We start from the raw sequence: 25,366 nt of genomic DNA, 5'->3' as shown, positions 1-25,366 counted from the left end.
GAATCCATCAACCGCCATCCCAGGAGTTGTTGTGCCATGACTACCATCACCATGACGTTGAGCTCCCCGGACGTTGTCCTCAAGGATGGCAAGGGATCGCTGACTGCGTCCGTCACCAACGGCTCCGCCGAAGCCGAGCGGGTAGTGCTCGGCGCGTTCCCCGGGCAGGTGACCAATCCGCCGTCGACAACGTACGCCACCATCCCCAACCCGCTGCGGACCATCGCAGCCGGGGCCACGGAGCAGTACGTTGTCAGTTTCGACACCGCCGGCGCTGCAGCGGGGAGCTACCCCGTGAAGCTGATTGCGTACTCCGCCGACGACGCCCCGGAGGACTACGCGGACCAGGCGCATGTCGTCACGTTGAGCGTTCCCGCTGCGGAGGCACCCAAACCACCGGCGCCCTTCCCATGGTTGTGGGTGATCATCGGCGGCGTGGTGCTGCTGGCCGTCGTAGGCCTGATCCTGTTCTTCATCTTCAAGGACGCCAACGTTCCCGATGTGAAAACCAAGCCGCAGGCCGAAGCGGTGAAGATCATCACCGATGCGGGCTTCACAGCCACCACTTCGCAGACTGAGAGCACTGAGGCGGAGGGAACGGTGGTGAACCAGACCCCGGCCGGCGGCGGGAAAGTGGGCCGCGGCAGCACGGTGAACCTGGAAATCGCGGTGCCGGTAAGGGCCACAGTGCCGGACGTGCTGGGGCAGCGCATCGAGGATGCGCGGGCGGCTTTCCAGGCCGCCAAGCTGCAACTGGACTTCACGCAAGGATCCCAGTGTTTCTCGTCCGCCTTTGAGCCGCTCTTCAGGCCCTGCATCGTGGTGGGGGTGAACCCTGACGTCGGCAGCAAGGTCAACCAGAACGCGTTGGTCCTGGTGCGGACGGAGCCACGGCTGAGCCCCATCTTCGATCCCCTGCCAAACATCTGCATGACCAATCCGCAGGCCTGTGTGCTGAGGCTGCAACGGTGAGACGGTTTTGCCTGCTGGGGCCGACGCTATGAAAAGATCAACCATGCGTCCGATGCAGCACTCCAGCAAACTCCAGAACGTCCGCTATGAACTCCGCGGTCCCATCCTCCAGGCTGCCAAGGCCATGGAGGCTGAGGGACACCGCATCCTCAAGATGAACCTTGGGGACACCGCGCCGTTCGGTTTGGAGGCGCCGGAGTCTGTTGTGGTGGACATGATCCACCACCTCCGCGGCGCGCAGGGCTACAGCGATTCGAAAGGCATCTTCTCCGCCCGCACCGCCATCTCGCAGTACTACCAAACCCGCGGGCTGATGACCATCGGCGTCGAAGACGTCTTTATTGGCAACGGCGTCAGCGAGCTCATTTCCATGACCCTGCAGGCGTTCATGGAAAACGGCGACGAGATCCTCATCCCTGCCCCGGACTACCCGCTCTGGACTGCTGCCGTGACGCTCACCGGTGGCCAGGCAGTGCACTACCTCTGTGATGAAGACGAGAACTGGTGGCCGAATATGGCCGACGTCGAAGCGAAGATCACCCCGCGCACGCGTGGGATTGTCATCATCAACCCGAACAACCCCACGGGCGCCGTGTATCCGCGGCATATCCTGGAGCAGTTCGCAGCCCTTGCCCGGAAACACGACCTTGTCCTGTTCTCCGATGAGATCTACGAAAAGATCCGCTACGTCGATGCTCCCCATATCCACACCGCCGCCGTGGCAGAGGACGTGTGCGTCCTGACATTCAGCGGGCTGTCCAAGGCGTACCGCATGCCCGGCTACCGGGCTGGCTGGGTTGCCGTCACCGGGCCGTTGACAGCGACGGCGGCCTACCGTGAGTCCTTGGAACTACTGGCTTCACTACGGTTATGCGCCAACGTCCCGGCGCAGCACGCCATCCAAACCTGCCTTGGCGGGTATCAAAGCATCGAGGCCCTCATCCGTCCTGGCGGCCGACTGCGCGAGCAACGGGACCTGGCGTGGAAGCTGTTGACGGCGATCCCGGGCGTCAGCTGCGTTCCGGCTGCCGGCGCCATGTACCTCTTTCCCCGCCTTGACCCGGAGATCTACCCCATCGAGAGCGACGAGAAGTTCGTGCTGCAGCTCCTCCAGGAGCAGAAGATCCTGGTCTCGCACGGCACGGCCTTCAACTGGCCCACGCCCGACCATTTCCGCTTCGTGATCCTGCCGGACGTGGGAGACATCGAGGAAGCGGTGCGCCGCATCTCCACCTACCTCGCCGCGTACCGGAACCGCCCCACGGACGAGCCCAACTGAGTCGCAGCACATGCCGTTTTGAGCGCTCACAACGCCCTGATCTGCGACCTACTTGGGTGGGGCCGGTCGAAAGTGTCACACTTCCCGCGTCGGATCCGACATCCCTGATGTAAGACTCCATCGCTGAAGGGAAACATCATGCCCCGCATCAACATCGGCCGCAGCAACAAACTCGGCTACGCCGCCGTCATCGGGCTGGAAGGCTACGCCCGCAAGTCAGTCGACCCGGATCTGTATGAACTGATCAAGCTCCGCGCCTCCATCCTGAACGGCTGCGGTTTCTGCGTGGACATGCACGCCACGGACGGCGGCAAGCGCGGAATTCCGGCCCGCAAACTGCATGCCGTCGCAGCGTGGCAGCATTCGAAAGTGTTCTTCGATGCCCGCGAGCAAGCGGTACTGGCCCTCACGGACGCCGTGACTCAGCTCGGCCCTGAGACGGTCACCGACGAAATCTGGAACGCGGCGGCCACCCATTTCGACGACGGCCAGATGGGCGGCCTCATTCTGGCCATCTCCACCATCAACGTCTGGAACCGGATTGCCATCAGCACCCAGATGGAGCCGCCGTTGGATGAGAAGAACCCACTGGTCTGAGCGGTAGCGTTGGCAGCATGACTCTTGGGGTGTCGGCCACTGCGGCGTGGCAGAGCGAACGGAACCGGCTGCTGGGGATCGCGTACCGGATGCTGGGCGACTTCGGCCATGCCGAGGACGTCGTCTCTGAGGTTGCGATCGACGCCGTACGGCAGGAGCGGAAAGCGGAGTCCCGGGTGGATTCCTGGCCCGCGTGGCTGACCACCGTGTGCGTCCGGCGATCCGTGGATCGCGTCCGCCAACTCGCCGCAGTGAGGGAAGACTACATTGGCCCATGGCTGCCCGAGCCGCTGGATATGGCCACACTCCCAGAGGAAGCGGTGGCCAACCGCGAGCTCTTGTCATTGACCTTGCTGCACCTCGCCGAGCAATTGGCCCCGGAGGCGCGGGCAGCTTTGGTGCTGCACCGCGCCTTCGGGATGTCCGCCCCGGAAATCGCGAAAATCCTGGAGAAAACACCCGCCGCTGTGCGGCAGATGATTTCCCGCGCCGAACGCCGTCTGGACATCGACCCGGAAGCCCCCGCTCCCCGGGCGAAGGACCGGGCAGCGTTGGACAAACTGGTACACGCCATTGAACAGGGCGAACTGGAGACCGTGGTCGCCATGCTTGATCGGGACGCTATCCTATGGGCCGACGGCGGCGGCAAGGTAAAGAGCGCCATGAACCCGCTGTTCGGGGCGGCAAGGATCTCACGCTTCTTTGCGGGCATTTTCGGCAAAGCGGTGGTTTTCGATCCCGTGCGGCCGGTCCGGGCCGAAATCGTCGAGGTGAACGGCGAAGCGGCCCTGGTGCTCAGGCATCACGGCCGTGCAGACATCGTGACGATCAATTGCGGACCGGACGGGACCATCCGGGAGCTGCGCCAGCTTTCCAACCCGGACAAGCTGACGCGGCTTTCGCTTGTTCGTTAGTTCCTAGTCCCCCGCAGAGCCACTCACGCGAAGGGCGTTGATGATCGCCGGGATGGAGGCGATCAACATGATCACTGCCCACACCAGCGCCACCACCACGGTGATCAGGGCCCAGAATTGATCCCCGATGGACACCAGCGGTCCAGGCAAGAAACCGTGAATGACGCCCAGAATGATCTGGAGCAGCACGGACACCGCCAGGAGCACCACCAAGCCCGTGACCTTGAGGAACTTCGGCTGGCTGAGGATCAGCAGCACGGCGAATACGATCTTGAGCAGCAACAGCAGGCCCAGAATGGCCGCGGCCTGGCCCTTGGGAAAGCTCCCCCACAGGGCCAGGTACGCGATGGTTCCAAACGGAGCTGCCACGAAGAGCCCGATCATGAGGAACAGTTTCGCCAACGCCAGCATCGCCGTGATGAATGCAGCGATAACCCACAGCAGCGTCACGATCAGGGTGGCAAGGCCCTGAACACGCCCATAGGTCCGAAGGTCCATGATCAGGCTGAGCCCCAGCATCACCACCGTGAACAGCACAAGCCCATCCAGGAATGCCAGAAAACCAATCCCGGCACCCGGTGGATCAGAGTCCGCGCGCTGTGTCTTGAGGAAGACTTCCAGCGGAACGCCCAGTTTGTTGGCGTCGGCGGCGGAGACGGGCTCGACGGCGGCCTGGCCCAGCAGGAGCGACATGCCCACCTCGGCCAGGACTACTACGGCGAAGACAACCAGTGCCGCGTAGAAGAAGGGACGGCGCAGGGCATCCGGGTCAGGCCCGCTGCGGAACCCCTCGCGAATTGACCACGCTGCGGCCATGGGTCAATTGTGGCACTGGGGGTTTCAAATACAAGGTTCGTCCCGATCCGGGGGTGTCCGGCTGCAACCACCACGGGTTGATCCCCGGTTGTGGTGGCGGGAATGAGGGTCAGGATGCCACGGCCGACCGGCGCCGAAGCCGCGCTACCAGCGTGGCGGCGAGTAACGCCGTCGTGATTTCCAGTCCGATGACCAGCAACAGTCCGGCGGCGCCGGATGAAGCAACAGCGTTCGACGCCGGTCCCCCGCCGTGCGCGTGGCCGGAACCGCCTGCTCCCAGCAGCAGGACAGCATGCAGTCCCACCATTGCCAGGGCTGAAATGGTCACTTGATGCAGCGCGCCGACCCGGCTGTGGCGCCAGATGTGAACAGTGCACGGGATGCACACGGCGGCCAGGCCGATCATGAGGATGCCCAGCCAGGCGTCGTGGTGTCCCGAGGCCGCGAGCCAGAGATGGACCAGGCACGAAACGGCTGTCAGCGCTGCGCAGAGGCGGGGATGGAGGACGGGCCCGCGTGAACGGACCCGTCCTGCGACGATTGTCATGTCTAGTGGCAGTGCCCGGAGGCTTCGCCGTGCGCGTCATCGGCTGCTTCACCGGAGGCAACGGGCCCACTGTGGCAGCTCGATCCCGACGAGTTGGCCGGCACGTCCAGGACGGGGCTGCGGTCGAAGAAGCCCTCGGGACGCAGCTTGAAGCCAACTGTGTCCACCGGCATGATGGGCCAGTCTTCCACGCGCGGGAAGTGTGTGAGGCCGAAAGTGTGCCACACGACAATGTCCTGGCCGTCGATGTCGCGGTCCTGGGCAATGTACGCGGGCAGGCCTCCTCCTCCGGAGTGCTGGTTGACGAAGTCGCCGGTGGGGTAGCGTTCCTCGTCGGAGTAACGGGTGACCCACACGTCCTTGGTGGCGAAGGCTGCCCGCTTCGCAATGGAGGAACCCGGGTCTGCCAGCAATGTGGGCTGGTTTTCTGCGTGGAGCTTGTAGCCGACCGGTTCGCCGAGCCGGTTGCGGGACTCCGGGTTGGAGATGATCCAGGTCCGGCCCGCCCGGGCATCGGCTTCACGGACGCCGTCGGACTCCTTGGCCAGGAGCGTGCGCTTGCGGGAGAACGCGTTGCCACGTTCGTTGCCTTCGCCCATGGCCTGGCGCACCACGTCTTCTTCCTCCACGCGGTTGGCGAAGCCATCAATAGCCATATCCAGGCGGGCGCTGAAGAGGTGCTGGTGGAACGGGGCTCCGAGGCCGGGGGCGAGCTGGGAGATGTTGTCCGAGCCGCCTTCGGGGAAGGCACTGGTGAAGACGACGCCGGTGGCCTTGGCTTCGAACTCGATGGTGCCGTCCAGGTAGAGGTACCAGTAGAAGCCGTAGTCGTAGTTGCCAATGGTGGTGAAGAAGGAGATCACCAAGCGGCGGTTGCGGCGGGTGTAGTTGATGCCGCTCCAGAGGTCGGAGTGCTTGGAGAGGATGCCCCAGTCTTCCTCGTGCATGCAGATGCCGTTGCGGATTTCGCGGGGGTTGCCGAAAGCGTCGCTGATGACCGGGCTGAGGTAGGTGATGTCACCCAGGCAGTCACAGCCCAGTTCCAGGGAGTTGGCGTACTGGCCCACGAGGTATTCGCCGGTGTCGAAGTAGTTCTGCCAGGACCGGATGGGCGAGGGATCGCCGTACGGCACCACCATTTCTGCGATGGAGGCACGGTTGATGATGGGCCGCTTCGTGTCGCCATCCTGGAAGGCAAGGTTGTGGAGGACAACTCCTTCGCGGACATCGAAGCCGACATCCACGCTCCACTTTTCCCACTCCACGTGGTTGTTGCCGGTGACGGTGAAACTCGGTCCCTCCGGCTGGGTGATGCTGATGGGCTTCTGGGTGGTGCGGAGTGGGCCGGTGAGTTCCGGATCGGTGTAGTTTCCGTGTTCCGCCGGGATCGGCATCACGCCAAGGTCAATGACCTGGGTGACTTCCTTGTTCACCACGTCCACGTAGGCCACCAGTCCGTCCACGGGGTGGGCCCAGGCGCTGTCCTCCGGGAAGTCCTGCACAAAGGCCAGACCACGGAGGATGCGGCGGCCGCGTTCTTCTTCATATTCAAAGTAGCCGGCGGACAGCGGAGCAACGCGCACTTTTTCCACCTCCAGGTCCCGGGCCGCAAGGGCAGCCAGCCAGCGCTCATCCGTGGCCAGGAGCGACTCGACTACCTCGAATTCCTCTTCCAGCACAGGGAGTTCGCCGGATACTTTGGTGTCCAGTTCCCTTGCCGAAAGGACCTCGCTGCGGGTGACGGAGACCAGGACGTCGGTGGGAGCACCACCGGAAATGTCGTGGAGGAAGACCCGGAAGCGGCGGTCCAGCTCCGTGGCGCTGCGGGAGGGATCCACCAGGCCAAGGTAGGCGATCCGCTTCTCCGTGCCCAGATGTCCGGCGGCCTGCAGGATTCCCTGCACCAGGGAGATTTCGGCGCCCGTTGCCAGGCTGTACTGCGTTTCCTCGATGGCGACTGTCTCAGTTGCTGTGGGCGTCATGGCTGCCTCTTGTCCGGGACCTATGATGGTCAGGATTTATTTTCTATAGGTGTAGAGAATAACCAAAACGTAAGATGGGTCACAAGACCTGTCCACCATTTATTTTTCCGGGAGCCCACACAGTGCCAAAGATTGTGGACCACGATCAACGACGCCTCGAACTGGTGGACGCAACCTGGCGGATCATCGCGAGGCTGGGCATGGAAGGCGCCACCATGCGGGAAATCGCCGAAGAAGCCGGCTTCGCCAACGGTGCGCTAAAACCATACTTCCCCACCAAGGACCTACTGCTGACCTCGGCCTTCGGGCACGTGTTCAACCGCACCAACCAGCGCATCGCCACCATGACGGAAGGACTCTCAGGAGTCGCAGCGCTCCGGGCCTTCTGCACCGAAGTCCTGCCGCTGGATGAGGAACGCGTCAACGAAGCCCGCCTCGTCATCCCGTTCTGGCAGAAGGCACTCAACGACGCCCATATGGCAGCCCTCCACAGCGAGTCCATGAACCAGTGGCACACCACCATCACCGCGCATACGGCAGCAGCCCGGGCGGCCGGCGAGATCGCCACCCCCATTGGGGACGCCGCCGTCGCCGATCACCTGCTCAACATGATGCTCGGCGCGCAGATCGTGGCGGCACTGTCCCCAGCGGAACACTTTTCGCAGGACTTGGCAGGGCAGTTGGATAACTACCTGGCCCTGCTGGCGGGTTAGACAGCGAGTAGCGACCCGTGCTTACTGTCAGCATTGGCTCGATTTACCGTTTACAGATTGGTAGCGGAATCGCTAGGAATCTGTAATCTCTACAGGAATGACCAATTACATATTCATAGCGATACCGATATGATTATGAAATGGCCTTGAGTATCCCCGAGTTGGCGAAGCGCCTCAACGTCAACGAGAGCCGAGCGCGGCAGCTCGTCCAGTCCGGACGTATACGCGGTCAACGAGTCGGTGGACGCTGGATCGTTGAGGAAGCCGACGCCGCCCAGTACCGGCCGGGTAAGCCCGCCGGCCGGCCATTGTCCGAACGCAGCGCATGGCAACTCATGTCCTGTTTCTGGGACGACAGCCCCCGGCACTCCCTCCTTGAACACCTGGCCCCCTCGCCGGTCGAGAAACATCGCCTAAAAGAACGCATCAGCCGGCTGCAGGACTCCCCCGACTTGCCAGAGCTTCTCGCTTGGCTGGCCAATCGCGCCGAAAAGTTCGAGTTCTCTTCCAGCCCGTCCGACATCGCCGAACTTCGGGAGGACAAACGAATCCACCTCTCGGGAGTCTCTCACCCGCGCTCTGGGCTGCTGGCGAACTCAGAGGTTGAAGCCTACGTGCAACGCGATGACCTCAGAGACGTCGTCAAGGACTGGTTCCTAGTCGAGCCCCATCCTGGGAAGAGACCAAATGTCATCCTCCGCGCCGCCGAGCGAGTCCCCAGCGAACTTCCCCCACTAGTGGTGGCGGCAGACTTGGCCGAACGGCCCGGTGTCCGCGAACAGCAGGCAGCACGCGAAATCCTCAGGGGTATCCATGCCCATTGAACTTCCCGCAATGCTCACCGAACAGCAGGAAGCCTGGCAAGCTGTCTTCGAAATCCATAACGCGATGCCGCAGGGGTGGGTGCTGGTCGGCGGACAAGCCGTCTTCCTCCACGCTATCGAGCGTGGCGCCCCGTACGTGCGCCCCACCAAGGACGCCGATATGGCGCTGGACATCCGGGCATACCCGACCATGCTGCACGATTTCACTGAGCTCCTCGTGAAGCTCGGCTTCGAATCCGCCGGAGAATCCCTCGAGGGCTACCAGCATCGATGGCAGCGCGGCGAGGCCTTGGTGGACGTCCTCATCCCGCGCCATTTAGGTGAACGCGCCGAGAAGAGACGCGGAATTACCGGCGGGACCACAATTGCCGCCCCCGCCAGCCAACAAGCGCTCGACCGCTCCGAAACCGTCGAAGTTCAAGCCGGGTCAGCGTCTGGTCATGTGAACCGGCCCAGCATCATTGGCAGCCTCATCGGCAAAGCGGGAGCGCTGACCATCATCAACGACCCCCTCCGGCAGCGACACATCGACGATTTCCTCACTTTGGCCTCTGCCGTCCGGGCCTCCGACCTTCGTGGCGTCACCTACAAGCGCGCCGAACGGGACCACTTGGCAAATATGCTTGGTCGTCTTGCCAATGAACCGGAACTCATGGAACAAGTGCCTGAAGGTGCCGAGGGCGTAGAACGTCTGCGAATCTCGCTGAACTAGCGCCTTAGCTCGTAGCGCCCGACGCCACCACGCCGACACCCAGCCCGGCAATCACGCCACTGCTGACACGCTCGACGACGGTGCTCACCTTCGGGCGCTTGAGCCAGCGCATCGCCTTGAAAGCGACGACGGCGATCATCGAGAGATACGCGAAGGCAATGACGGCAACAACTACGCCCAGAATCAGGGAAGTGCCCATGGTGTCCCCGCCGTGCGGGATGAACTGCGGAACGACAGCCAGGTAGAACAAGCCCACCTTCGGGTTGAGGAGCGTAGACAGGGCACCTGCTCCCAGGGCGGAGAGCCGGCTGTACGGGAGCGGCGCGTCGCCCATAGTTCCGTCGGCGCCGGCTTTCGCTGCCTTCCGGGACTTGATGAACGAAGATACGCCCAGGTACAGCAAGTACAGGCCACCGGCGATCTTGACCCAGCGGAACAATTCCGCGGACTGTTCGAGGATGGCGGCCAAACCGACGCCCACCAGCGCCGCCCACATGATCGCGCCCGCCGCTGAACCTGCCGCCGCCGCAATTCCCGCGCTGGGTCGGTTCAATGCAATGCGCAGCACCAGGAACGTATCCGGACCGGGCGTGACGGACAGGACAAGGCAGAGGCCAGCGAAGGCAGCAAGGGAAGCAAGAGTCACAAGACCGATTATCAGTCAGGACGCCCCGAACGGAAAGCGTTCGCTTCCCGTCAAGGGCTGTTCGTCCAACGACAAGGCCCTGACGCGTGACGCCGACCACACTGGAAACATCGCCGCGTGCCTCACTGGCCGCCAAGACTTACTACCCGAGCGGAGTACCAATGGAGACTTACGACGCCCTGCTGGCCTCGATCACCCCGGCCGACGGCCAGAACAGCCGCACCATCCTTGACCCGGCGACGGGCGAGGCTGTCGGCGAAGCACCTGTTCACACTGTCGAAGACCTCGAATCCGCCATCACCGCCGCCGCTGCCGCGCAACCGTCGTGGGCTGCCCTGGGCCACGACGCCCGGTCCGCTGCGCTCATGAAGGCGGCCGACGCCGTCGAACGCTCTGCCGAAGAGCTCGCCCAGCTCCTCTCCCGCGAGCAGGGCAAGCCCCTGAACGGGCCGAACGCCCGCTTCGAAGTCGGCGCTTGCGCGGCCTGGCTCCGTGCCACGGCCGCAACCCCGCTGGATCCCGAAACCGTGGTGGACGACGGCGAAACCCGCGCCGAACTGCACTACCGGCCCATCGGCGTCGTAGGTGCCATTGGCCCGTGGAACTGGCCCATGATGATCACTGTCTGGCAGATCGCCCCGGCCCTGCGCATGGGCAACGCCGTGGTGGTCAAGCCTTCCGAATACACCCCGCTGTCCGTGCTGGCGCTGGCCGCGATCATCAATGAAGAACTGCCCGCGGACCTGCTGTCCGTGGTCTCCGGCGGCCGCGACGTCGGCGAAGCACTGGCATCGCACGACGCTATCGGCAAGGTCATGTTCACCGGCTCCACCGCTACAGGCAAGGCGATCATTCGCTCGTCGGCCGATACCGTCAAACGCCTCACACTGGAGCTCGGCGGCAATGACGCAGGGATCGTCCTGCCCGATTCGGATCCCAAGGCCATCGCCGAGGGCTTGTTCTGGGGCGCGTTCATCAACACCGGCCAGACCTGCGCCGCCCTCAAGCGCCTGTACGTGCACGAATCCCAGTACGAGGCCGTATGTTCCGAGCTCACCGCTGTTGCTGCGGCGATGCCGATGGGCAACGGCCTGGATGAGAACAACGTGCTTGGACCGCTGCAGAACCGACAGCAGTACGACATCGTGGCCAGGCTGGTTGAAGCGGCCCGCGGGTCCGGTGCGCGGGTGCTGATCGGCGGCAACCCCGACGCCGACCAGCCGGGCAACTTCTACCCCACCACGCTGGTGGCCGACATCGACAACGACAACCCGCTCGTGGCCGAGGAACAGTTCGGACCCGCCCTGCCGATCATCAAATACAGCACCGTAGACGAGGCGGTCGCCAAGGCGAACGCGCTCGACGTCGGACTGGGCGCCTCGGTCTGGTCCTCGGACTTGGGTGCCGCCCGCGAAGTCGCATCCCGCATCCAGGCCGGCACCGTGTGGATCAACAAGCACGGAGCCGTGGACCCGCGCATCCCGTTCGGCGGCGCAAAGCAGTCCGGCTATGGCCTGGAGTTCGGTGCCGAGGGCCTCAAGGCCTTGGGTGTCCCGCAGATCATCAACGGCTAACCCCTTTCCCAACTGAGTCGCAGCAGAGCGCGTTTTGAGCCCTCAAGACGCGCTCTGCTGCGACATAGATGGGTTCTTGGGGCGCATGGCGAGTGCTGTCGCGAGGATCATGACGCCGGACCCGGCTATCGCGAGGACGCCGGACTCGTGCTCGACCCTGGCGACAATGGCTGCGCCGATGGCGAGGACTCCCGTCCCGGCCAGGATTGGTCGCCGAGCGCTGGCACTCCATGCGATGAGCGCGACGCCGAAAAATGGGCTGTACATGAAGGCCAAGGCGACGTCTGAGAAGAAGAACGCTATTGCGGTGAAGCAGAGCAGCCCGGCCGCGCTTGTCCTGTAGTTCAGATGCCGGCAATAGAGGTAGACGGCCAATGCTGACAGCAGGCTCAAGGCATGCGGGAGAGCATGCCAGGGGCCGGGCGTCAGCACATGCCCGCCAACTGTGCCTGAAAGTAGGACCGCCCAAAGCAGGGTGCTCAGTCCGATGACGGTGGCCGCAAAACTTGCAATCCGCTGCCCCTTGAAAGCCATGTTGTGCGTTTGGAACACTTTTGCAGTCGTCACCGGCCGCCCCCAATCCTTGCCCTGAACCTAGAGAAGGCGGTTCCCACTTGTCCAGTCACAGGGTGGACGCGGTTGGGAGGCCGGGCGCTCCGCATGTAAGCATGGGCACCATGGCCCAGAAGATTGCGTACCAAGGTGAGCCCGGAGCCAATTCGGATCTCGCGTGCAAGGAAATGTTCCCCGACCTCGAAAGCGTCCCCTGCGCGAGCTTTGAGGACGCCTTTGAATTGGTGTCCACAGGCGAAGTCGATCTGGCCATGATTCCGATTGAGAACTCCATCGCTGGACGCGTGGCCGACATCCACGTCCTGCTTCCGCAGTCGAAGCTCCAGATTGTTGGCGAGTACTTCCTTCCGATCCGATTCGACCTCCTTGGCATTCCGGGCAGCACCATCGAAGGCGCTACGGAAGTCCACAGCCATATCCACGCGCTGGGTCAGTGCCGCCGGATCATCCGCGAAGCCGGTCTGAAGCCGGTCATTGCCGGTGACACCGCCGGCTCGGCCCGCGAAGTCAGGGACTGGAACGATCCCCGCAAACTCTCCCTCGCTCCGCCGCTCGCCGCCCAACTTTACGGGCTGGACGTCCTGGCCTCCGGCGTCGAGGATGACCCTACCAACACCACCCGCTTTGTTGTCCTGGCCCGTGAACGTGAGCTTCCAACGAAGGAAGAACTTCCGGGTCCGGCGATCACCAGCTTCGTTTTCCGGGTCCGCAACGTCCCGTCCGCCCTCTACAAGGCACTCGGCGGCTTCGCGACCAACGGTCTCAACATGACCCGGCTGGAGAGCTACATGGTGGGCGACGAATTTGCCGCCACGATGTTCCTTTCCGACGTCGAAGGTCACCCCGAGGACGCCCGTCTCCGCCGGGCGCTGGAGGAGCTGGAATTCTTCACCACGGAGGTCAGGGTACTGGGCGTCTATGCCGCGGACGGATACCGCGAACGGAACACTGTCAGCGCCTGACGATTTCACGGGGCTGGGACAACCGGCTGCGATCTTTAGTACACGATTGCGTGAATACATCTGCGCATGTACTTTGGTTTTCATGGAGACACTCACGCATGCGCCAGTCCTGGCCCGCTTTGGCTACGCCGTCTCAGACCCCACCCGCGCGCAGGTCCTGCTGGCCCTCACCGAAGCGCCGTCATACCCGTCTGACCTGGCGGACTCTGTCGGGGTATCGCGCCAAAGCATGTCCAACCACCTGACCTGCCTGCGCGGCTGCGGTTTGGTTGTTGCAGTCCCGGACGGCAGGCGCACCCGCTACGAATTGGCCGACGCCCGCTTGGGTCACGCGATCAAGGACTTGCTGGGCGTCGTCTTGGCCGTGGACCCTGCTTGCTGCGCGCCGGACGGAACCTGCGTGGCATGAGCCGTCCGCTGCTACTCCTCACAGCGGATCGCCGGCTGGTTTTGATGCGTCGGATCCGGCTGTTCGCCGCCGCGACCATCACATATAACGTCCTCGAAGCCATCGCGGCCCTCTGGGCTGGTGGAATGGCGGACTCTTCAGCCCTGATTGGCTTTGGGCTGGACTCCGTGGTGGAAGTCGCTTCCGCAGTGGCCCTGTCCTGGCAGTTCTCCTCCAAGGATCCCGAACATCGCGAACACCTGACGCTGCGTATCATCGCCGTCTCATTCTTCGCACTGGCAGCGTTCGTCACTGTGGACGCAATCCGGTCGCTCACCGGAGGGGGTGAAGCCCAGCATTCCACGCCAGGCATTGTGATAGCGACTTTGAGCCTTGCGATCATGCCGGCCCTTTCCTACTACCAACGCCGGACGGGCAGGGAACTTGGCTCCAAGACCGCAGTGGCGGATTCCAAACAGACCCTGCTCTGCACGTACCTCTCAGGCGTGCTGCTGATCGGACTGGTACTGAACAGCACCCTTGGTTGGTGGTGGGCCGATGCCGGCGCAGCACTGGTGATTGCCGCCATCGCCGTTCGTGAAGGCGTGAACGCCTGGCGCGGGGACGTTTGCTGCACCGCCCCCAGCGCAAACACGCAAACCCATTTCGTGTCAGATGACGACTGCTGCAAAACGGTGGAAGCAAAGCCGCCGGCGTAGAACAGCCCTCCCTTTCAAACCAGTCACCCCCGCGACCAGAAAGCAGCCATGACGCAAGCACCGCCCCGCCCCCAGCCCACCGTAGACACCGCCAAAAAGGTCCGCATCATCGTGTGGATCGTCATCGCGGCTGTCGTGGCGGCAGGGGTCATCTGGTTCGCAGTGTTCACGGCCACCAAGCCGGCCCCCAGCACCGCTGGGCCGGCGGGCGGAGCGCAGTTGGTCCGCGAAGACAGCCACAGGATCACCACTCCTGCCGCTGAAAAGGCCCAACTGGTGGAGTTCCTGGACTTCGAATGCGAGTCCTGCCGTGCCGCTTATCCGTTGGTGGAGGAATTGAAGAAGGAATACGGCGACCGGATCACGTTCGTCCAGCGCTACTTTCCCCTCGCCGGGCACAGGAATTCCGGAACTGCCGCCTTGGCCGTTGAAGCCGCAGCCCAGCAGGGCAAGTACGAGGTGATGGCGGCCAAGTTGTTCGAAACCCAGCCGCAATGGGGAGAAAAATCGGACTCCCAGGCCGCGACTTTCCGCAGTTACGCACAGGAACTCGGCCTGGACATGGTGCGATACGACGCAGCCGTCGCAGACGAAAAGACCCAGGCGCGAATCCGAAAGGACGCAAGTGACGGCAGCGCACTCGGCGTCACAGGTACCCCGACGTTCTTCCTCGATGGCAAGAAGCTCACCTTGGACACCGAGGAGCAGTTCCGCGGGCTGCTTGACGAAGCCGCCAAATAGGCTCGCCTGCGGTCCGGTGGATCAGGACTGGCCGGAGAGCGTCAGGGTGATAAGCACGATGTTCAGTCCCACGATCAGGGTGGCGCTGGTCCAGCCAGCGACCTTCAAGGCCATGGAATCCGCGTGGATGCCCATGACGTCACGCTTGCCGGTGAGGCGGATCAGCGGGATCAAGGCGAAGGGGATGCCGAAGCTCAAGAGCACCTGGCTCAGGACCAAGGCCAGGGTCGGCTCGATGCCCGCACCAAGGATGATCAGGGCCGGAATGAGCGTGATGACCCGGCGCGTCAGAAGGGGGATGCGGATTTTCAGCAGGCCGCCCATGATGGTGGCGCCTGCATAGCAGCCAACCGAGGTTGAGGCCAGGCCCGAGGCAAGCAAGCCGATGGCGAAGATAACGCCGATGGCCGGACCTAGAGCTGACGTCACTGCAGCGTGTGCTCCGGCGATAGTGTCCGTTCCCTCGATGCCGCGCAGGCTGGACGCGGCAAGCAGCAGCATCGAAATGTTCACCACGCCCGCCAACAGCAGGGCGCCTGCAACGTCGAACCGCGTTGCACGGATCAGCCGCGTCCGCACGGCGGGGTCCTCCGAAAAACCATGACGGTCGCGGGCCAAGGCCGAGTGGAGATAAATCGCATGGGGCATGACGGTGGCCCCGAGCATGCTCGCCGCCAACAGGACCGTATCCGTCCCCTCGAATCGGGGCACCAGGCCAGCCATGGCGCTGCCTGCATCCGGCGGGTTCACGAACAGACCGGAGACGAACCCAACGGCAATGACGCCCAGCAGCACCAGGATTGCGTACTCGAAGGACCGCTGCCCGCGGTGTGACTGCAGCGCCAGCAGCAACATCGAAGCCACGCCAATGATGACGCCACCGGCAAGCAACGGGAGTCCGAAAAGCAGGTTCAAGGCCACTGCCCCACCGATCACCTCGGCCATGTCCGTGGCACCAGCAACGATCTCAGCTTGGGCCCAATAGAGTCGCCGCCGCTTGGTACCCAGCCGCTTGCCCAGGATTTCCGGGAGGCTCATTCCCGTCGCCAAACCCAGTTTGGCCGATTGGTACTGCACCAAGACAGCCATGGCGTTGGCTACCACCAGCACCCACACCAACAAGTACCCGTAGTTGGCACCAGCGGTGAGGTTCGCAGCTACGTTGCCCGGATCCACATAGGCGATCGCGGCGACGAAGGCCGGGCCCAGCAGCAGGAGCCGTGACCACGCCCTGCTGGGCGCACGACGGGTTTCGAGAGTAGGCGCAGCCATGGTCATCCTCATCATCGGGGCGTTCTGCTACGAGGATAGCCGAAATTTAGGCGTACCGAAAAGTATGTTTTAGGCACTCCGGCGATGCTACGTGATACTCGTGCCCTAGGGGCGCCCGTACTCACTTGAACGGCCATGGGCCAACCCGGTGGGTATACCGATCAGTACAGGTTCAGGGGTGCCGCAGCAGCCACCGGCTTCCTCGACCACTTCCGTCAAAGACAGGGTGGCCGGAACGTCGCAACTGGTACCGGCGTCGGAAGAGCAAACACCCGTTTCCGGCAGTTCAAGGTGCACAGTATCCGCCGCCACGTGGTCCCCGGCGAGCGCCGCAGCCACGGACCGGACCTGCTCATAGCCGGTGGCCATCAGGAAGGTAGGCGCCCGGCCGTACGACTTCATGCCCACAATGTAGAAGTCCTTGTCCGGGTGGGCCAGCAGTTTGGCCCCGTGCGGCTGAACGGTGCCGCAGGAGTGGAACTCGGGATCGATCAGCGGCCCCAGTTCCATCGGGGCTTCAACGGCAGGGTCCAGGTTGAGGCGCAGTTCGCGGAGCATCTCAAGATCGGGTCGGAAGCCAGTACAAGGCACGACGACGTCCGTCACCACCGCACGGCCGTCACCGGAGATGACGGTGACGCCGCCTTCGGAATCGGTCAGCGAACTGATGCCGAAGCTTCTGTGCAGTTCGATCTTGCCGGCTTCTACCAGCCGACGGAGTCGGGATCCGAGTTGTCCCCGGGCAGGCAGCCCATCGGCGTCACCGCCTCCGTAGACCTTGTCTGCCGAAGCACCGCGCACGGCCCATAGAATCCTGGTTTCGGGCTCTTCCTTCGCCAGTTCAGCAAGGTTGATCAGGGTGTTGGCTGCTGAGTGCCCAGCGCCGACCACCAGGACACGGCGGCCCGCGAATGAGGCGCGGTCCCGACCAACGACATCCGGCAGAGGTGACGAAATCCGGCGTGTTGCCTTCAACTCGCCGATGGCGGGCAACCCCGAAGTCCCCAAAGGGTTGCGGGTTGACCAGGTTCCTGAGGCATCGATGACAGCTGCCACGACATGGTCGCGGACTTCGCCCGAAAAGTACTCAACGCGAACGATAAACGGCGTCGTGTCACGGCTGCGGGTATGTGTCTTGTCCATGCCCTGCCGGGTCACGACGAGGACGCGGGCTCCTGTCTGGAGCCGGGACGAGATCTCCGGCGTTGCAGCCAGCGGTGCCAAATAGTGGTCGATGAGTTCCCCGCCATAAGGGAGCGCCGTGAGCCGAGGCGGCTCCCAGCCCGTGGGTTCGAGCAGCCGGACGCCCGCGGCGTCGAGGTTGAACCGCCAGGGGGAGAACAACCGGATGTGGCGCCACTGCTCAATGGCTGCACCCGCCGTGGGGCCGGCTTCGAAGATCACGGGCTCCAGCCCGCGTTCCAGTAATTGGGCCGCAGCAGCCAAACCGATAGGGCCGGCACCGATCACGGCGACAGGAAGGTTCTCATCCATGGGTTACTCATACCTCCGTTGGGTAAGGATCCGTTGGGTAATTCTCAGAAATGGGTGGGCTCTTCAACCAATGCCGTGGCAATGCTGTCTGCATCGTCCAGTGCCGCCAGGTACCGCTCGGCGTCCAAGGCCGCCGAGCACCCCGTACCTGCGGCTGTAATGGCCTGGCGGTAGCGATGGTCAACGGCGTCGCCACACGCGAAGACACCGGAAATATTGGTGCAGGTGGTGGGCGCGTCCACTTTGATGTAGCCCTCATCATCGAGGTCAACTTGTCCTTCAACCAGCTCAGTACGCGGCAAATGACCGATGGCGACGAAGATTCCGGTGGCCGCCTGCTCCCGCGTTTCACCCGTCCGCGTGTCCTTGAGCGTCACTCCGGTGACCTTGGTGTCACCATGGATGGCCGTAATAGCCGAGTTCCATGCGAACGTGATCTTGGGATTGTCCTTGGCCCGCTGGGCCATGATCCGGGAGGCCCGCAACTCCCCCTTACGCACGACCACCGTTACGGACTTTCCGAAGCGCGTCAGGAAGGTCGCTTCCTCCATGGCGGAGTCCCCACCGCCCACCACGATGATGTCCTGCTCACGGAAGAAGAAGCCGTCGCACGTGGCACACCAGGACACACCGTGCCCGCTGAGCTTCTTCTCTTCCGGCAGCCCGAGTTCCTTATAGGCGGATCCCGTGGCGAGGATAACCGCAGGAGCCTCGTGAGTCTCGCCTGCTCCGGTGACCACGCGCTTGAGGTGACCCTTCAGATCAACCTCAGTGACGTCGTCGAACACTATGCGGGCACCGAATTTCTCAGCCTGTTCCTGGAGTCCGTCCATCAGCTCAGGCCCCTGGATACCAGCGGGGAACCCAGGAAAGTTCTCCACTTCCGTGGTGTTCATGAGGGCTCCACCGGCGGTAACCGAACCGGCCAGTACCAAAGGATTGAGCCCGGCGCGGGCGGCGTAGATGGCCGCCGTGTAGCCGGCAGGGCCGGACCCGATGATGATCAGTTGTTCGTTGCTCATGGGACTCGCTCCTGGTGGTTGGATTATTTGCCGGCGGGGGTCAACGAGGCGATCAGGTTCTCGATGCGGGTCTTGATTTCGTCGCGAATGGGCCGGACAGCGTCGACTCCCTGTCCGGCGGGATCTTCAAGGACCCAGTCCTCGTAGCGTTTTCCGGGGAAGTAGGGGCATTCGTCGCCGCAACCCATGGTGATTACTACGTCCGACTCCTTGACGGCCTCTGTCGTGAGGACCTTGGGGATCTCGGCCGACATATCGATGCCGAGTTCAGACATGGCTTCAACGGCAGCCGGATTGACCTTGTCGGCCGGCTGGGAGCCGGCAGACCGAACCTCGATGGCACCCTGGGAGAGAGTGGTGAGGAACGCAGCGGCCATCTGCGAGCGCCCCGCGTTGTGGACGCAGACGAAAAGGACGGAAGGCTTCTTTACGGCATCGGTGGTCATGAATTTCCTCAAAGATCAGGCGGCGATATGGGTGGGGGTGAAATAGCGCTTGCGCGCCCAGAGGGCTACATACACAAGTGCAACAAGGACGGGAACTTCAATCAAGGGTCCGACGACACCGGCGAGGGCCTGACCTGAGGTAACACCGAAGGTTCCGATCGCCACAGCGATGGCGAGCTCGAAGTTGTTGCCCGCAGCGGTAAATGCCAAGGTCGTCGTCTTGGCGTAGCCGAGATTCAGAAAACGGCCAATCACCATTCCGGCGCTGAAGACCACAACGAAGTAGACCAACAACGGCAAAGCGATGCGGAGGACGTCCATCGGCTTGGAAATGATGGTCCCGCCTTGGAGCGCAAACAGGAGCGTGATGGTGAAAAGGAGTCCGTAGAGCGCCCAGGGACCAATCCTTGGCAGGAACTTCTGCTCGTACCAGCCGCGACCCTTGACCTTCTCACCGACAACGCGGGTGAGAAGGCCGGCGAGCAGCGGGATACCCAGGAAGATCAGCACGGAGAGCGTTATGGCCCAGAAGGAAAAGTCGGCGGACGTGGTGGGAAGTCCCAGGAGGGATGGCAGCCACTGGAGGTAGAACCAGCCCAAAGCGCCGAACGCGATCACTTGGAAGACAGAGTTGATGAAAACCAGAACGGCGGCAGATTCGCGGTCTCCACAGGCGAGGTCGTTCCAGATCATCACCATGGCGATGCATCGGGCCAAGCCGACGATGATCAGCCCGGTTCGGTACTCCGGCAGGTCGGGGATGAAGACCCAAGCCAGCGCGAACATGAAAGCTGGAGCAAGTACCCAATTGATCACCAAGGACGTGACCAGCAGCTTTCGATCAGCCAGCACGCGGGGTGCCTGGTCGTAGCGCACCTTGGCAAGGACCGGGTACATCATCACCAGAAGGCCTATGGCGATAGGCAAGGAGACTTCGCCGATCTTCACGGCTTCCAGTGCGGTGTTCAGGCCGGGAACCAGGCCGCCCAGCAGCAGACCCAAAGCCATGGCGGCGATGATCCAGACGGGCAGGAATCGATCCACAGCGGAGAGCTTTCGCACGACGACGGACACTGGGGTGTCCTCTCGGGCTGCGGTTTGCGTCGGGGTGCTCACAAGACTCCTGGCTCTGACGCCCAGCCAACAGGCCGGGCTCATGGATTGATGAACTTCGATATGAGTATGTCCGGCTATATCGATGATTGTCAATGTATGTGCATAATGGATGCATGAACTCCGGGGAAACACTTGAGCTGACACCAGTGGATGCAGAAGCTTGCTGCGAGCCGTCGGGACAACCATCCATCGACGACTACGAGGCACAACTGAGGGCATCCGTGTTCAAGGCCCTCGCGGACCCCAACAGGTTGCGCCTCTTGTCCATCGTCAAGAGTTCAGAGGGCGGCGAAGCATGCGTCTGCGACCTCACCGAACCCTTGAGTCTCGGGCAGCCAACGGTGTCCCACCATCTGAAGATCCTGGTGGACGCCGGCCTCCTCCACCGCGAAAAACGTGGCACGTGGGCGTACTACTCCTTGGTCCCCGGCGCCATTGAGCGGACCACCGGCCTGCTGGAGAGCCTGTGACCAGTCACGCGCCAACCGGCCCACGCCCCAAGGACGCCAACGAAGTCCGCATTCGCCCCATGACAAGGACGGACTGGCCCCGTGTCAGGGAGATCTTCACCGCAGGTATCGAATCCGGGCACGCCACTTTTGAAGCCGCCACGCCAGAGTGGGAACAATTCGACGCAACGCGACTCAAGGATCACCGGCTCGTCGCTGAAAAGGCGGGCCAGGTTCTGGGCTGGACCGCCGTTTCCCCGGTGTCTTCGCGAGCCGCATACTCCGGTGTCGTGGAGCATTCCATCTACGTCGCAGGAGATGCCCAAGGGCTCGGCCTTGGCAAGAGCCTCCTCCGCGCCCTCATCGAGTCCACCGAGAATGCCGGTATTTGGACGATCCAGGCCAGCGTCTTCCCCGAGAATGTAGCCAGCCTCAGGCTCCACGACCATGAGGGGTTCAATGTTGTCGGCCGGCGAACCCGAATCGCCCGCATGCCGCATGGACCCCTCGCCGGGCAGTGGCGGGACACCGTCCTGATTGAGCGCAGATCTTCCGTGCTGTAGGCCCCGGAGCCTCGACCACGATGATGCACCGGAGTAGCGTCTCCGCATAAGGCCACCACTCTTGGGAGAATCCATGGGCATCACCGAGCCGGCCCTCACGGCCATGAATGGGCTCTGGAGCAATTCGGCCAGATCCATGTCCTCCAGGTCCAAATCATGATGGCCCCGCCAGCGCCAGTGAATTGGACGGCGCCCGGCAAGGGCGTATGGGCCCGCAACTTCCGACTCGGTGAGTGGCTCCCGGACCCGACGACACCACTGTTCGCGGGCTGGCTCATTCCCCGGATCGAGGCCGGATTCCTCGACGGCATGGAAGAGGATGTTCGCGTCCGTGTGCCGTTTCGATACGGCTTCGTGAACGGCTGGTATTTCAACTCCCCGCCCATTCCCAAACCGTGGACTGTGGCGCCGCTGATAGTCCGCAGCCGGGGTCGTTTGCCGTGGTTCCTGATCAACGTCCTTCTCCGAACCTCAAGCAACCCGGCCGATGCGCATCGGGCAGTCCTCCACAGGCTGGAACTGAAATGGCGTGAGCAGTTGCTTCCTGGGTATCGGAAGCTCGTCCGGGAAGCGGAGCGGGATGTCGAGTCAGCATCGCAGGCCAGGCTCATCGAGTTGGTCAACGCCATCAGTCGGCAGGCCGGGATACAACTGTGGTCCCTGGCCGTGGTTGGCGGGTCTGCTTGGAAGATGGAATCGGCACTGGCCAGCTTTTGGCGCAAGGAACTGGCCGGACCCCTCAGCGGGACACCAGCGAGCTTGCTCGGCCACCAAGTACTTCTCCGTGGACTGACCGGAACCCTGCCCGGACTGTCTCCGCATGCTGTGTACTCCCTCGACTGGTATCACCCCACGGCCAGCGAGATGGGACCCGCGGGTCGGGCAGCGGCAGCGGAGTCTCCCATCGACATAGCTTCAAGGCTGGACAATCAGCGCTCCCAGGTCGAGGCCGCAGCCCGCACCTCCCTGATTGACTCCCGGGGAAAGCTGACGCGGTTCGACTCCCTCCTCACGATGGCCCGCTATTACGCTGCCGTGCGGGAAGAGCAAGCCATGCACCTGAGCCTGGGGTGGCCGGTCCTGCGTCGCTGCGCCCAACGGCTGGGCGGGAACCTCGTCTCCACAGGAACCATTGCCGATCCCCAGGACATGCACTTCCTCACTTTGGACGAGATGTTGGACGGGGTCCGGCACCCGGGAAAGGACTACCGTGCCCAAGTGGAAAGCCGCCGCGACACCTGGCACCGGCAAAGGCAACTGGACGCACCACTCACCATCGGCAAAGCTGCGAAGTTTGGAGGGGAACCGGGCAGGTCCGGATATGACCCCGTCGCAAACGCCGTGGAAGCAGCCAGAACGTCTTCCGAATATCCGAAGGATGCCATCATCGGCCACCCGGCCAGCACCGGGCGCGCAAGCGGCAGGGTGCGGATCTTGGAAGGACTGGAGGACGCGAACAGCTTCCAGGCAGGCGAAATCCTGGTTGCCCGCTCCACCGCTCCGGCGTGGACACCGCTCTTCGCCAGGGCAGCCGCTGTGGTTACCGACGGAGGAACCCTGGCGGCCCACGCTTCAATCATTGCCCGCGAGTACGGAATCCCCGCCGTCGTCGGGACGCGCGACGCAACCCGGCGCCTCCACACCGGCCAACTGGTGACCGTGGATGGCGGCGCCGGTTACGTCGACACGGGAGTCCAACAGGACTAACGCCCCACCGGGGCTTCTTCCTCCTCGAGAGACCCAACCGGGGCTGCGGAAGACTCACGCCCCAGCTTGCCCGGCCACCAGATCTTGCTGCCGATGTCGTAGGCCAGCGCGGGAACCAGCAGCGAGCGCACCAGCACGGTATCCAGGAGCACACCGAACGCCACGATGAACGCGAGCTGCACCAGGAACATGATGGGGATGACGCCGAGCGCAGCGAACGTGGCGGCCAGCACGACACCGGCGGACGTGATGACACCACCAGTAACAGCGAGCCCCCGCAGGATACCGGGCCGCGTCCCGTGCTTCAGCGACTCTTCACGGACCCGGCTCATCAGGAAGATGTTGTAGTCCACGCCGAGGGCCACCAGGAACACGAATCCGAACAAGGGCACGGTGGCGTCTGCCCCGGAGAATCCGAAGATCCCGTTGAAGACCCATGCCGAGACACCCATTGCAGCCCCATAGGACAGAACCACGGACAACACCAGCAACACCGGAGCCACCACTGAACGCAGCAGGAGCATCAGGATGAAGAGGATGACCACGAGCACGATCGGGATGATGACCACCAAGTCGCGTTGCGCGGTGGTGTTGGTGTCCAGCGCGGTAGCCGTCACTCCACCCACCAAGGCTCCGGAATCAACGTCGCGGACAGCCACCCGCAGCGACTTCACCGCTTCTTCGGCCTCGATCGAATCGGCGGCGGAGTTCAAGGTCGCGTTGATGAGGACCTTGCCGTCGCGGACAGCAGGCTCTGCAGGCGCGCCGGGAGCGCCGGTGACGGGAACGTTGCCTTCAGCCAGCAGGTAGGCGTCACCTACGCCGTCGGCTGCTTTGACCTTGTCCAGGACCTGCTGCGCGGCGCTTTGGGAGGCGACCACGACGGCGGGGCTGCCGCTGCCGGCGTCGAAGTGGCGCGCCAGTGCGTCCTGGCCGTCAACGGCGTCGGACTGGGACAAAATCACGTCAGTTTGCGGGACGCCGTTGGCCTTCAATTGCAGGATTCCGGTGGATGCCACCAGGAGCAGCAGCACGGAAGCCACCCACACAACGCGCGGCCGCTTGGAAACCAGGCGGGCCGTGGCACGCCACAGACCCTTTTGCCCCTCAAGCCCGGTGACAATCTCCGGTTCGCGTTCGTCGGCGGGAAGCAGCTTGGGCCGGAAAGGCCAGAAAGCGGCACGGCCCAGCAAAGCCATCAGCGCGGGCAGCAGCGTGAGGGCGGCGAAGAGCGAGCAGAGGATGCCGGCCGCCGCGACGGGACCGAGCGCCTTGTTGGAGTTCAGATCGGAGAAGAGCAGGCACAGCAGGGCGATGATCACCGTCGCGCCCGAGGCAAGGATCGGTTCGAACGATGCCTTCCATGCCGTGATGACGGCCTGCGTGCGGTTGGTGGTGTGGGTCAGCGCCTCACGGAAACGCGCCACGAACAGCAGCGCATAGTCGGTCGCTGCGCCGATCACCAGAATGGACAGGATGCCTTGGCTTTGGCCGTTGAGCTGGATCCAATCCATCTTGGCCATGCCGAACACCAGCAAAATGGCGGCGCAGAGAGCGAACACCGAGGTGAAGAGCACTGCGATAGGCAGCACCACTGAGCGGTAAACCAGCAGAAGGATCACGAACACCGCGCCCAGGGCAACCAGCAGCAGAATGCCGTCGATACCGCCGAACGCATTGACGAGGTCGGCGGTCAGGCCGGCCGGACCCGTCACGAATGCCTGCATGCCATCGGGTGCGCCGGGCTGGACCACATCCCGCAGCTCCTGGACTTTTTCGCGCAGCTCGTCGGAGGACGCCATGGGAACAATGAACTGGACCGCTTTGCCGTCTTCCGACGGAATAGGCCCGACGACGGCGCTGCCCAGCTTCAGTGCCTCGATGTCGGCTTTCAGCTGGGCTGCTTCGCCCAGCTGCGCGGGAGTAAATGCGGTGTCGTTCTCCACGACCACCACCGCGGGTATCTCATCGGAGTCCCTGAACTTGGCCTGCCAGTCGGCAGCCTCGGTGGCTTCGGCGCCGGCAGGGAGGAACGAGGCCTGGTCGTTGGACGAAACTTCCTCCAACCGACCAAAAGTAGGGCCGCCAATGCCAGCAATGCCCAGCCAGGTGATGACCAGTACCACTGGTATCAGCCAGCGCAGCCAGAACGGTACCTTCTGCGAGTTCATGAGTCCTTCTTCTCCGGGGGATGCGTCGTGGTGTTTATTCCACCATAGATTATCTCTATCATGGAACCATTCCAAGAGTGCTGTGAAGTGAATGCCGGTTTCCCGGACTGCTGGGAGTAATATCCGGAAGGCAGTAATCAAGAGACAACGCATGCAGGAGGGCGGAC

The 25,366-nt window shown here is 63.2% G+C and carries 26 protein-coding genes; 15 read left to right on the top strand and 11 right to left on the bottom strand.

The window, feature by feature from the left end; all coding sequences use genetic code 11:
- Positions 1–36: 36 nt before the first annotated feature.
- The 4 genes from ACSSVG_RS13355 (at position 37) to ACSSVG_RS13340 (ending at position 3,762) form a co-directional block, all read left to right on the top strand.
- On the top strand, positions 37–972 hold the full coding sequence (locus ACSSVG_RS13355) for a PASTA domain-containing protein (protein ID WP_492415165.1): 936 nt from the start codon (positions 37–39) through the stop codon (positions 970–972).
- 43 nt (positions 973–1,015) lie between these two features.
- Complete coding sequence (locus tag ACSSVG_RS13350; protein WP_231338558.1) at positions 1,016–2,251, top strand: pyridoxal phosphate-dependent aminotransferase; 1,236 nt, start codon at positions 1,016–1,018, stop codon at positions 2,249–2,251.
- Positions 2,252–2,389: 138 nt separating this feature from the next.
- Entirely contained in the window at positions 2,390–2,848 is a 459-nt protein-coding gene (locus tag ACSSVG_RS13345; RefSeq protein ID WP_231338557.1) for a carboxymuconolactone decarboxylase family protein, read from the top strand.
- Positions 2,849–2,865: 17 nt separating this feature from the next.
- Positions 2,866–3,762, top strand: coding sequence for a sigma-70 family RNA polymerase sigma factor (locus ACSSVG_RS13340; protein ID WP_231338556.1), 897 nt, complete (start codon positions 2,866–2,868; stop codon positions 3,760–3,762).
- 3 nt (positions 3,763–3,765) lie between these two features.
- Here ACSSVG_RS13340 and ACSSVG_RS13335 read toward each other — a convergent pair whose 3' ends face one another.
- From ACSSVG_RS13335 to ACSSVG_RS13325, 3 genes are all read right to left on the bottom strand, one after another.
- Positions 3,766–4,578: a hypothetical protein gene (locus ACSSVG_RS13335; protein ID WP_231338555.1), complete on the bottom strand. Its 813-nt coding sequence runs from the start codon at positions 4,576–4,578 to the stop codon at positions 3,766–3,768.
- 109 nt (positions 4,579–4,687) lie between these two features.
- Positions 4,688–5,125, bottom strand: coding sequence for a hypothetical protein (locus ACSSVG_RS13330; RefSeq protein ID WP_231338554.1), 438 nt, complete (start codon positions 5,123–5,125; stop codon positions 4,688–4,690).
- A 2-nt stretch (positions 5,126–5,127) separates the two neighbouring features.
- Complete coding sequence (locus tag ACSSVG_RS13325) at positions 5,128–7,107, bottom strand: primary-amine oxidase (protein WP_231338553.1); 1,980 nt, start codon at positions 7,105–7,107, stop codon at positions 5,128–5,130.
- Positions 7,108–7,229: 122 nt separating this feature from the next.
- On the opposite strand from ACSSVG_RS13325, the gene ACSSVG_RS13320 reads away from it, so the two are divergent.
- The 3 genes from ACSSVG_RS13320 (at position 7,230) to ACSSVG_RS13310 (ending at position 9,356) form a co-directional block, all read left to right on the top strand.
- Positions 7,230–7,820, top strand: coding sequence for a TetR/AcrR family transcriptional regulator (locus ACSSVG_RS13320; RefSeq protein ID WP_492415163.1), 591 nt, complete (start codon positions 7,230–7,232; stop codon positions 7,818–7,820).
- Between the two features lie 140 nt (positions 7,821–7,960).
- Positions 7,961–8,644 carry a helix-turn-helix domain-containing protein gene (locus ACSSVG_RS13315; RefSeq protein WP_231338551.1) on the top strand — a complete coding sequence of 228 codons (684 nt, stop codon included), beginning with the start codon at positions 7,961–7,963 and terminating at the stop codon, positions 8,642–8,644.
- Positions 8,634–9,356: a hypothetical protein gene (locus ACSSVG_RS13310; RefSeq protein ID WP_492415162.1), complete on the top strand. Its 723-nt coding sequence runs from the start codon at positions 8,634–8,636 to the stop codon at positions 9,354–9,356. Before ACSSVG_RS13315 ends, ACSSVG_RS13310 begins: the two co-directional genes overlap by 11 nt.
- A gap of 4 nt (positions 9,357–9,360) precedes the next feature.
- Here ACSSVG_RS13310 and ACSSVG_RS13305 read toward each other — a convergent pair whose 3' ends face one another.
- Positions 9,361–10,002: a LysE family translocator gene (locus tag ACSSVG_RS13305; protein WP_231338549.1), complete on the bottom strand. Its 642-nt coding sequence runs from the start codon at positions 10,000–10,002 to the stop codon at positions 9,361–9,363.
- Between the two features lie 161 nt (positions 10,003–10,163).
- Here ACSSVG_RS13305 and ACSSVG_RS13300 point away from each other — a divergent pair, with 161 nt between their 5' ends.
- Positions 10,164–11,576, top strand: coding sequence for an aldehyde dehydrogenase family protein (locus ACSSVG_RS13300; RefSeq protein WP_231338575.1), 1,413 nt, complete (start codon positions 10,164–10,166; stop codon positions 11,574–11,576).
- Between the two features lie 42 nt (positions 11,577–11,618).
- On the opposite strand, the gene ACSSVG_RS13295 is transcribed toward ACSSVG_RS13300, so the two are convergent.
- Positions 11,619–12,143, bottom strand: a complete 525-nt coding sequence (locus ACSSVG_RS13295; protein WP_231338548.1) for a hypothetical protein — start codon at positions 12,141–12,143, stop codon at positions 11,619–11,621.
- Between the two features lie 110 nt (positions 12,144–12,253).
- Between ACSSVG_RS13295 and ACSSVG_RS13290 the strand changes: the two genes are divergently transcribed.
- The 4 genes from ACSSVG_RS13290 (at position 12,254) to ACSSVG_RS13275 (ending at position 14,959) form a co-directional block, all read left to right on the top strand.
- Positions 12,254–13,111, top strand: coding sequence for a prephenate dehydratase (locus ACSSVG_RS13290; protein WP_231338547.1), 858 nt, complete (start codon positions 12,254–12,256; stop codon positions 13,109–13,111).
- A gap of 82 nt (positions 13,112–13,193) precedes the next feature.
- Entirely contained in the window at positions 13,194–13,520 is a 327-nt protein-coding gene (locus ACSSVG_RS13285) for an ArsR/SmtB family transcription factor (RefSeq protein WP_231338546.1), read from the top strand.
- Positions 13,517–14,218 carry a cation diffusion facilitator family transporter gene (locus tag ACSSVG_RS13280; protein WP_231338545.1) on the top strand — a complete coding sequence of 234 codons (702 nt, stop codon included), beginning with the start codon at positions 13,517–13,519 and terminating at the stop codon, positions 14,216–14,218. Before ACSSVG_RS13285 ends, ACSSVG_RS13280 begins: the two co-directional genes overlap by 4 nt.
- A 48-nt stretch (positions 14,219–14,266) precedes the next feature.
- Positions 14,267–14,959 carry a DsbA family protein gene (locus ACSSVG_RS13275; protein WP_231338544.1) on the top strand — a complete coding sequence of 231 codons (693 nt, stop codon included), beginning with the start codon at positions 14,267–14,269 and terminating at the stop codon, positions 14,957–14,959.
- Positions 14,960–14,980: 21 nt separating this feature from the next.
- On the opposite strand, the gene ACSSVG_RS13270 is transcribed toward ACSSVG_RS13275, so the two are convergent.
- From ACSSVG_RS13270 to arsB, 5 genes are all read right to left on the bottom strand, one after another.
- A complete protein-coding gene (locus ACSSVG_RS13270; protein WP_231338543.1) occupies positions 14,981–16,231 on the bottom strand; it encodes an Nramp family divalent metal transporter in 1,251 nt (416 codons plus the stop codon).
- A gap of 105 nt (positions 16,232–16,336) precedes the next feature.
- Positions 16,337–17,725, bottom strand: coding sequence for an NAD(P)-binding protein (locus ACSSVG_RS13265; protein WP_231338542.1), 1,389 nt, complete (start codon positions 17,723–17,725; stop codon positions 16,337–16,339).
- A gap of 44 nt (positions 17,726–17,769) precedes the next feature.
- A complete protein-coding gene (trxB, locus tag ACSSVG_RS13260; protein ID WP_231338541.1) occupies positions 17,770–18,747 on the bottom strand; it encodes a thioredoxin-disulfide reductase in 978 nt (325 codons plus the stop codon).
- A 23-nt stretch (positions 18,748–18,770) separates the two neighbouring features.
- Positions 18,771–19,193 (bottom strand): arsenate reductase ArsC, encoded by a 423-nt coding sequence (locus ACSSVG_RS13255; RefSeq protein ID WP_231338540.1) that lies wholly within the window; start codon positions 19,191–19,193, stop codon positions 18,771–18,773.
- 15 nt (positions 19,194–19,208) lie between these two features.
- Positions 19,209–20,201: an ACR3 family arsenite efflux transporter gene (gene arsB, locus ACSSVG_RS13250; protein WP_492419205.1), complete on the bottom strand. Its 993-nt coding sequence runs from the start codon at positions 20,199–20,201 to the stop codon at positions 19,209–19,211.
- Positions 20,202–20,422: 221 nt separating this feature from the next.
- On the opposite strand from arsB, the gene ACSSVG_RS13245 reads away from it, so the two are divergent.
- The 3 genes from ACSSVG_RS13245 to ACSSVG_RS13235 all read left to right on the top strand — a co-directional run bounded on the left by ACSSVG_RS13245 (position 20,423) and on the right by ACSSVG_RS13235 (position 23,028).
- Positions 20,423–20,779, top strand: coding sequence for an ArsR/SmtB family transcription factor (locus ACSSVG_RS13245; RefSeq protein WP_231338539.1), 357 nt, complete (start codon positions 20,423–20,425; stop codon positions 20,777–20,779).
- 59 nt (positions 20,780–20,838) lie between these two features.
- Positions 20,839–21,321: a GNAT family N-acetyltransferase gene (locus ACSSVG_RS13240; RefSeq protein ID WP_231338573.1), complete on the top strand. Its 483-nt coding sequence runs from the start codon at positions 20,839–20,841 to the stop codon at positions 21,319–21,321.
- Positions 21,322–21,477: 156 nt separating this feature from the next.
- Positions 21,478–23,028, top strand: coding sequence for a PEP-utilizing enzyme (locus ACSSVG_RS13235; RefSeq protein WP_231338538.1), 1,551 nt, complete (start codon positions 21,478–21,480; stop codon positions 23,026–23,028).
- Here the strand turns inward: ACSSVG_RS13235 and ACSSVG_RS13230 are convergent.
- A complete protein-coding gene (locus ACSSVG_RS13230; protein WP_231338537.1) occupies positions 23,025–25,199 on the bottom strand; it encodes an MMPL family transporter in 2,175 nt (724 codons plus the stop codon). The two genes, ACSSVG_RS13235 and ACSSVG_RS13230, sit on opposite strands and share 4 nt — an antisense overlap.
- Positions 25,200–25,366 lie beyond the last annotated feature (167 nt).

The organism is Paenarthrobacter sp. E2MeOHC11, from assembly GCF_058744955.1.
Note: the sequence above shows the minus strand (reverse complement) of the source record. Positions and strands in the feature narration are given on the sequence as shown.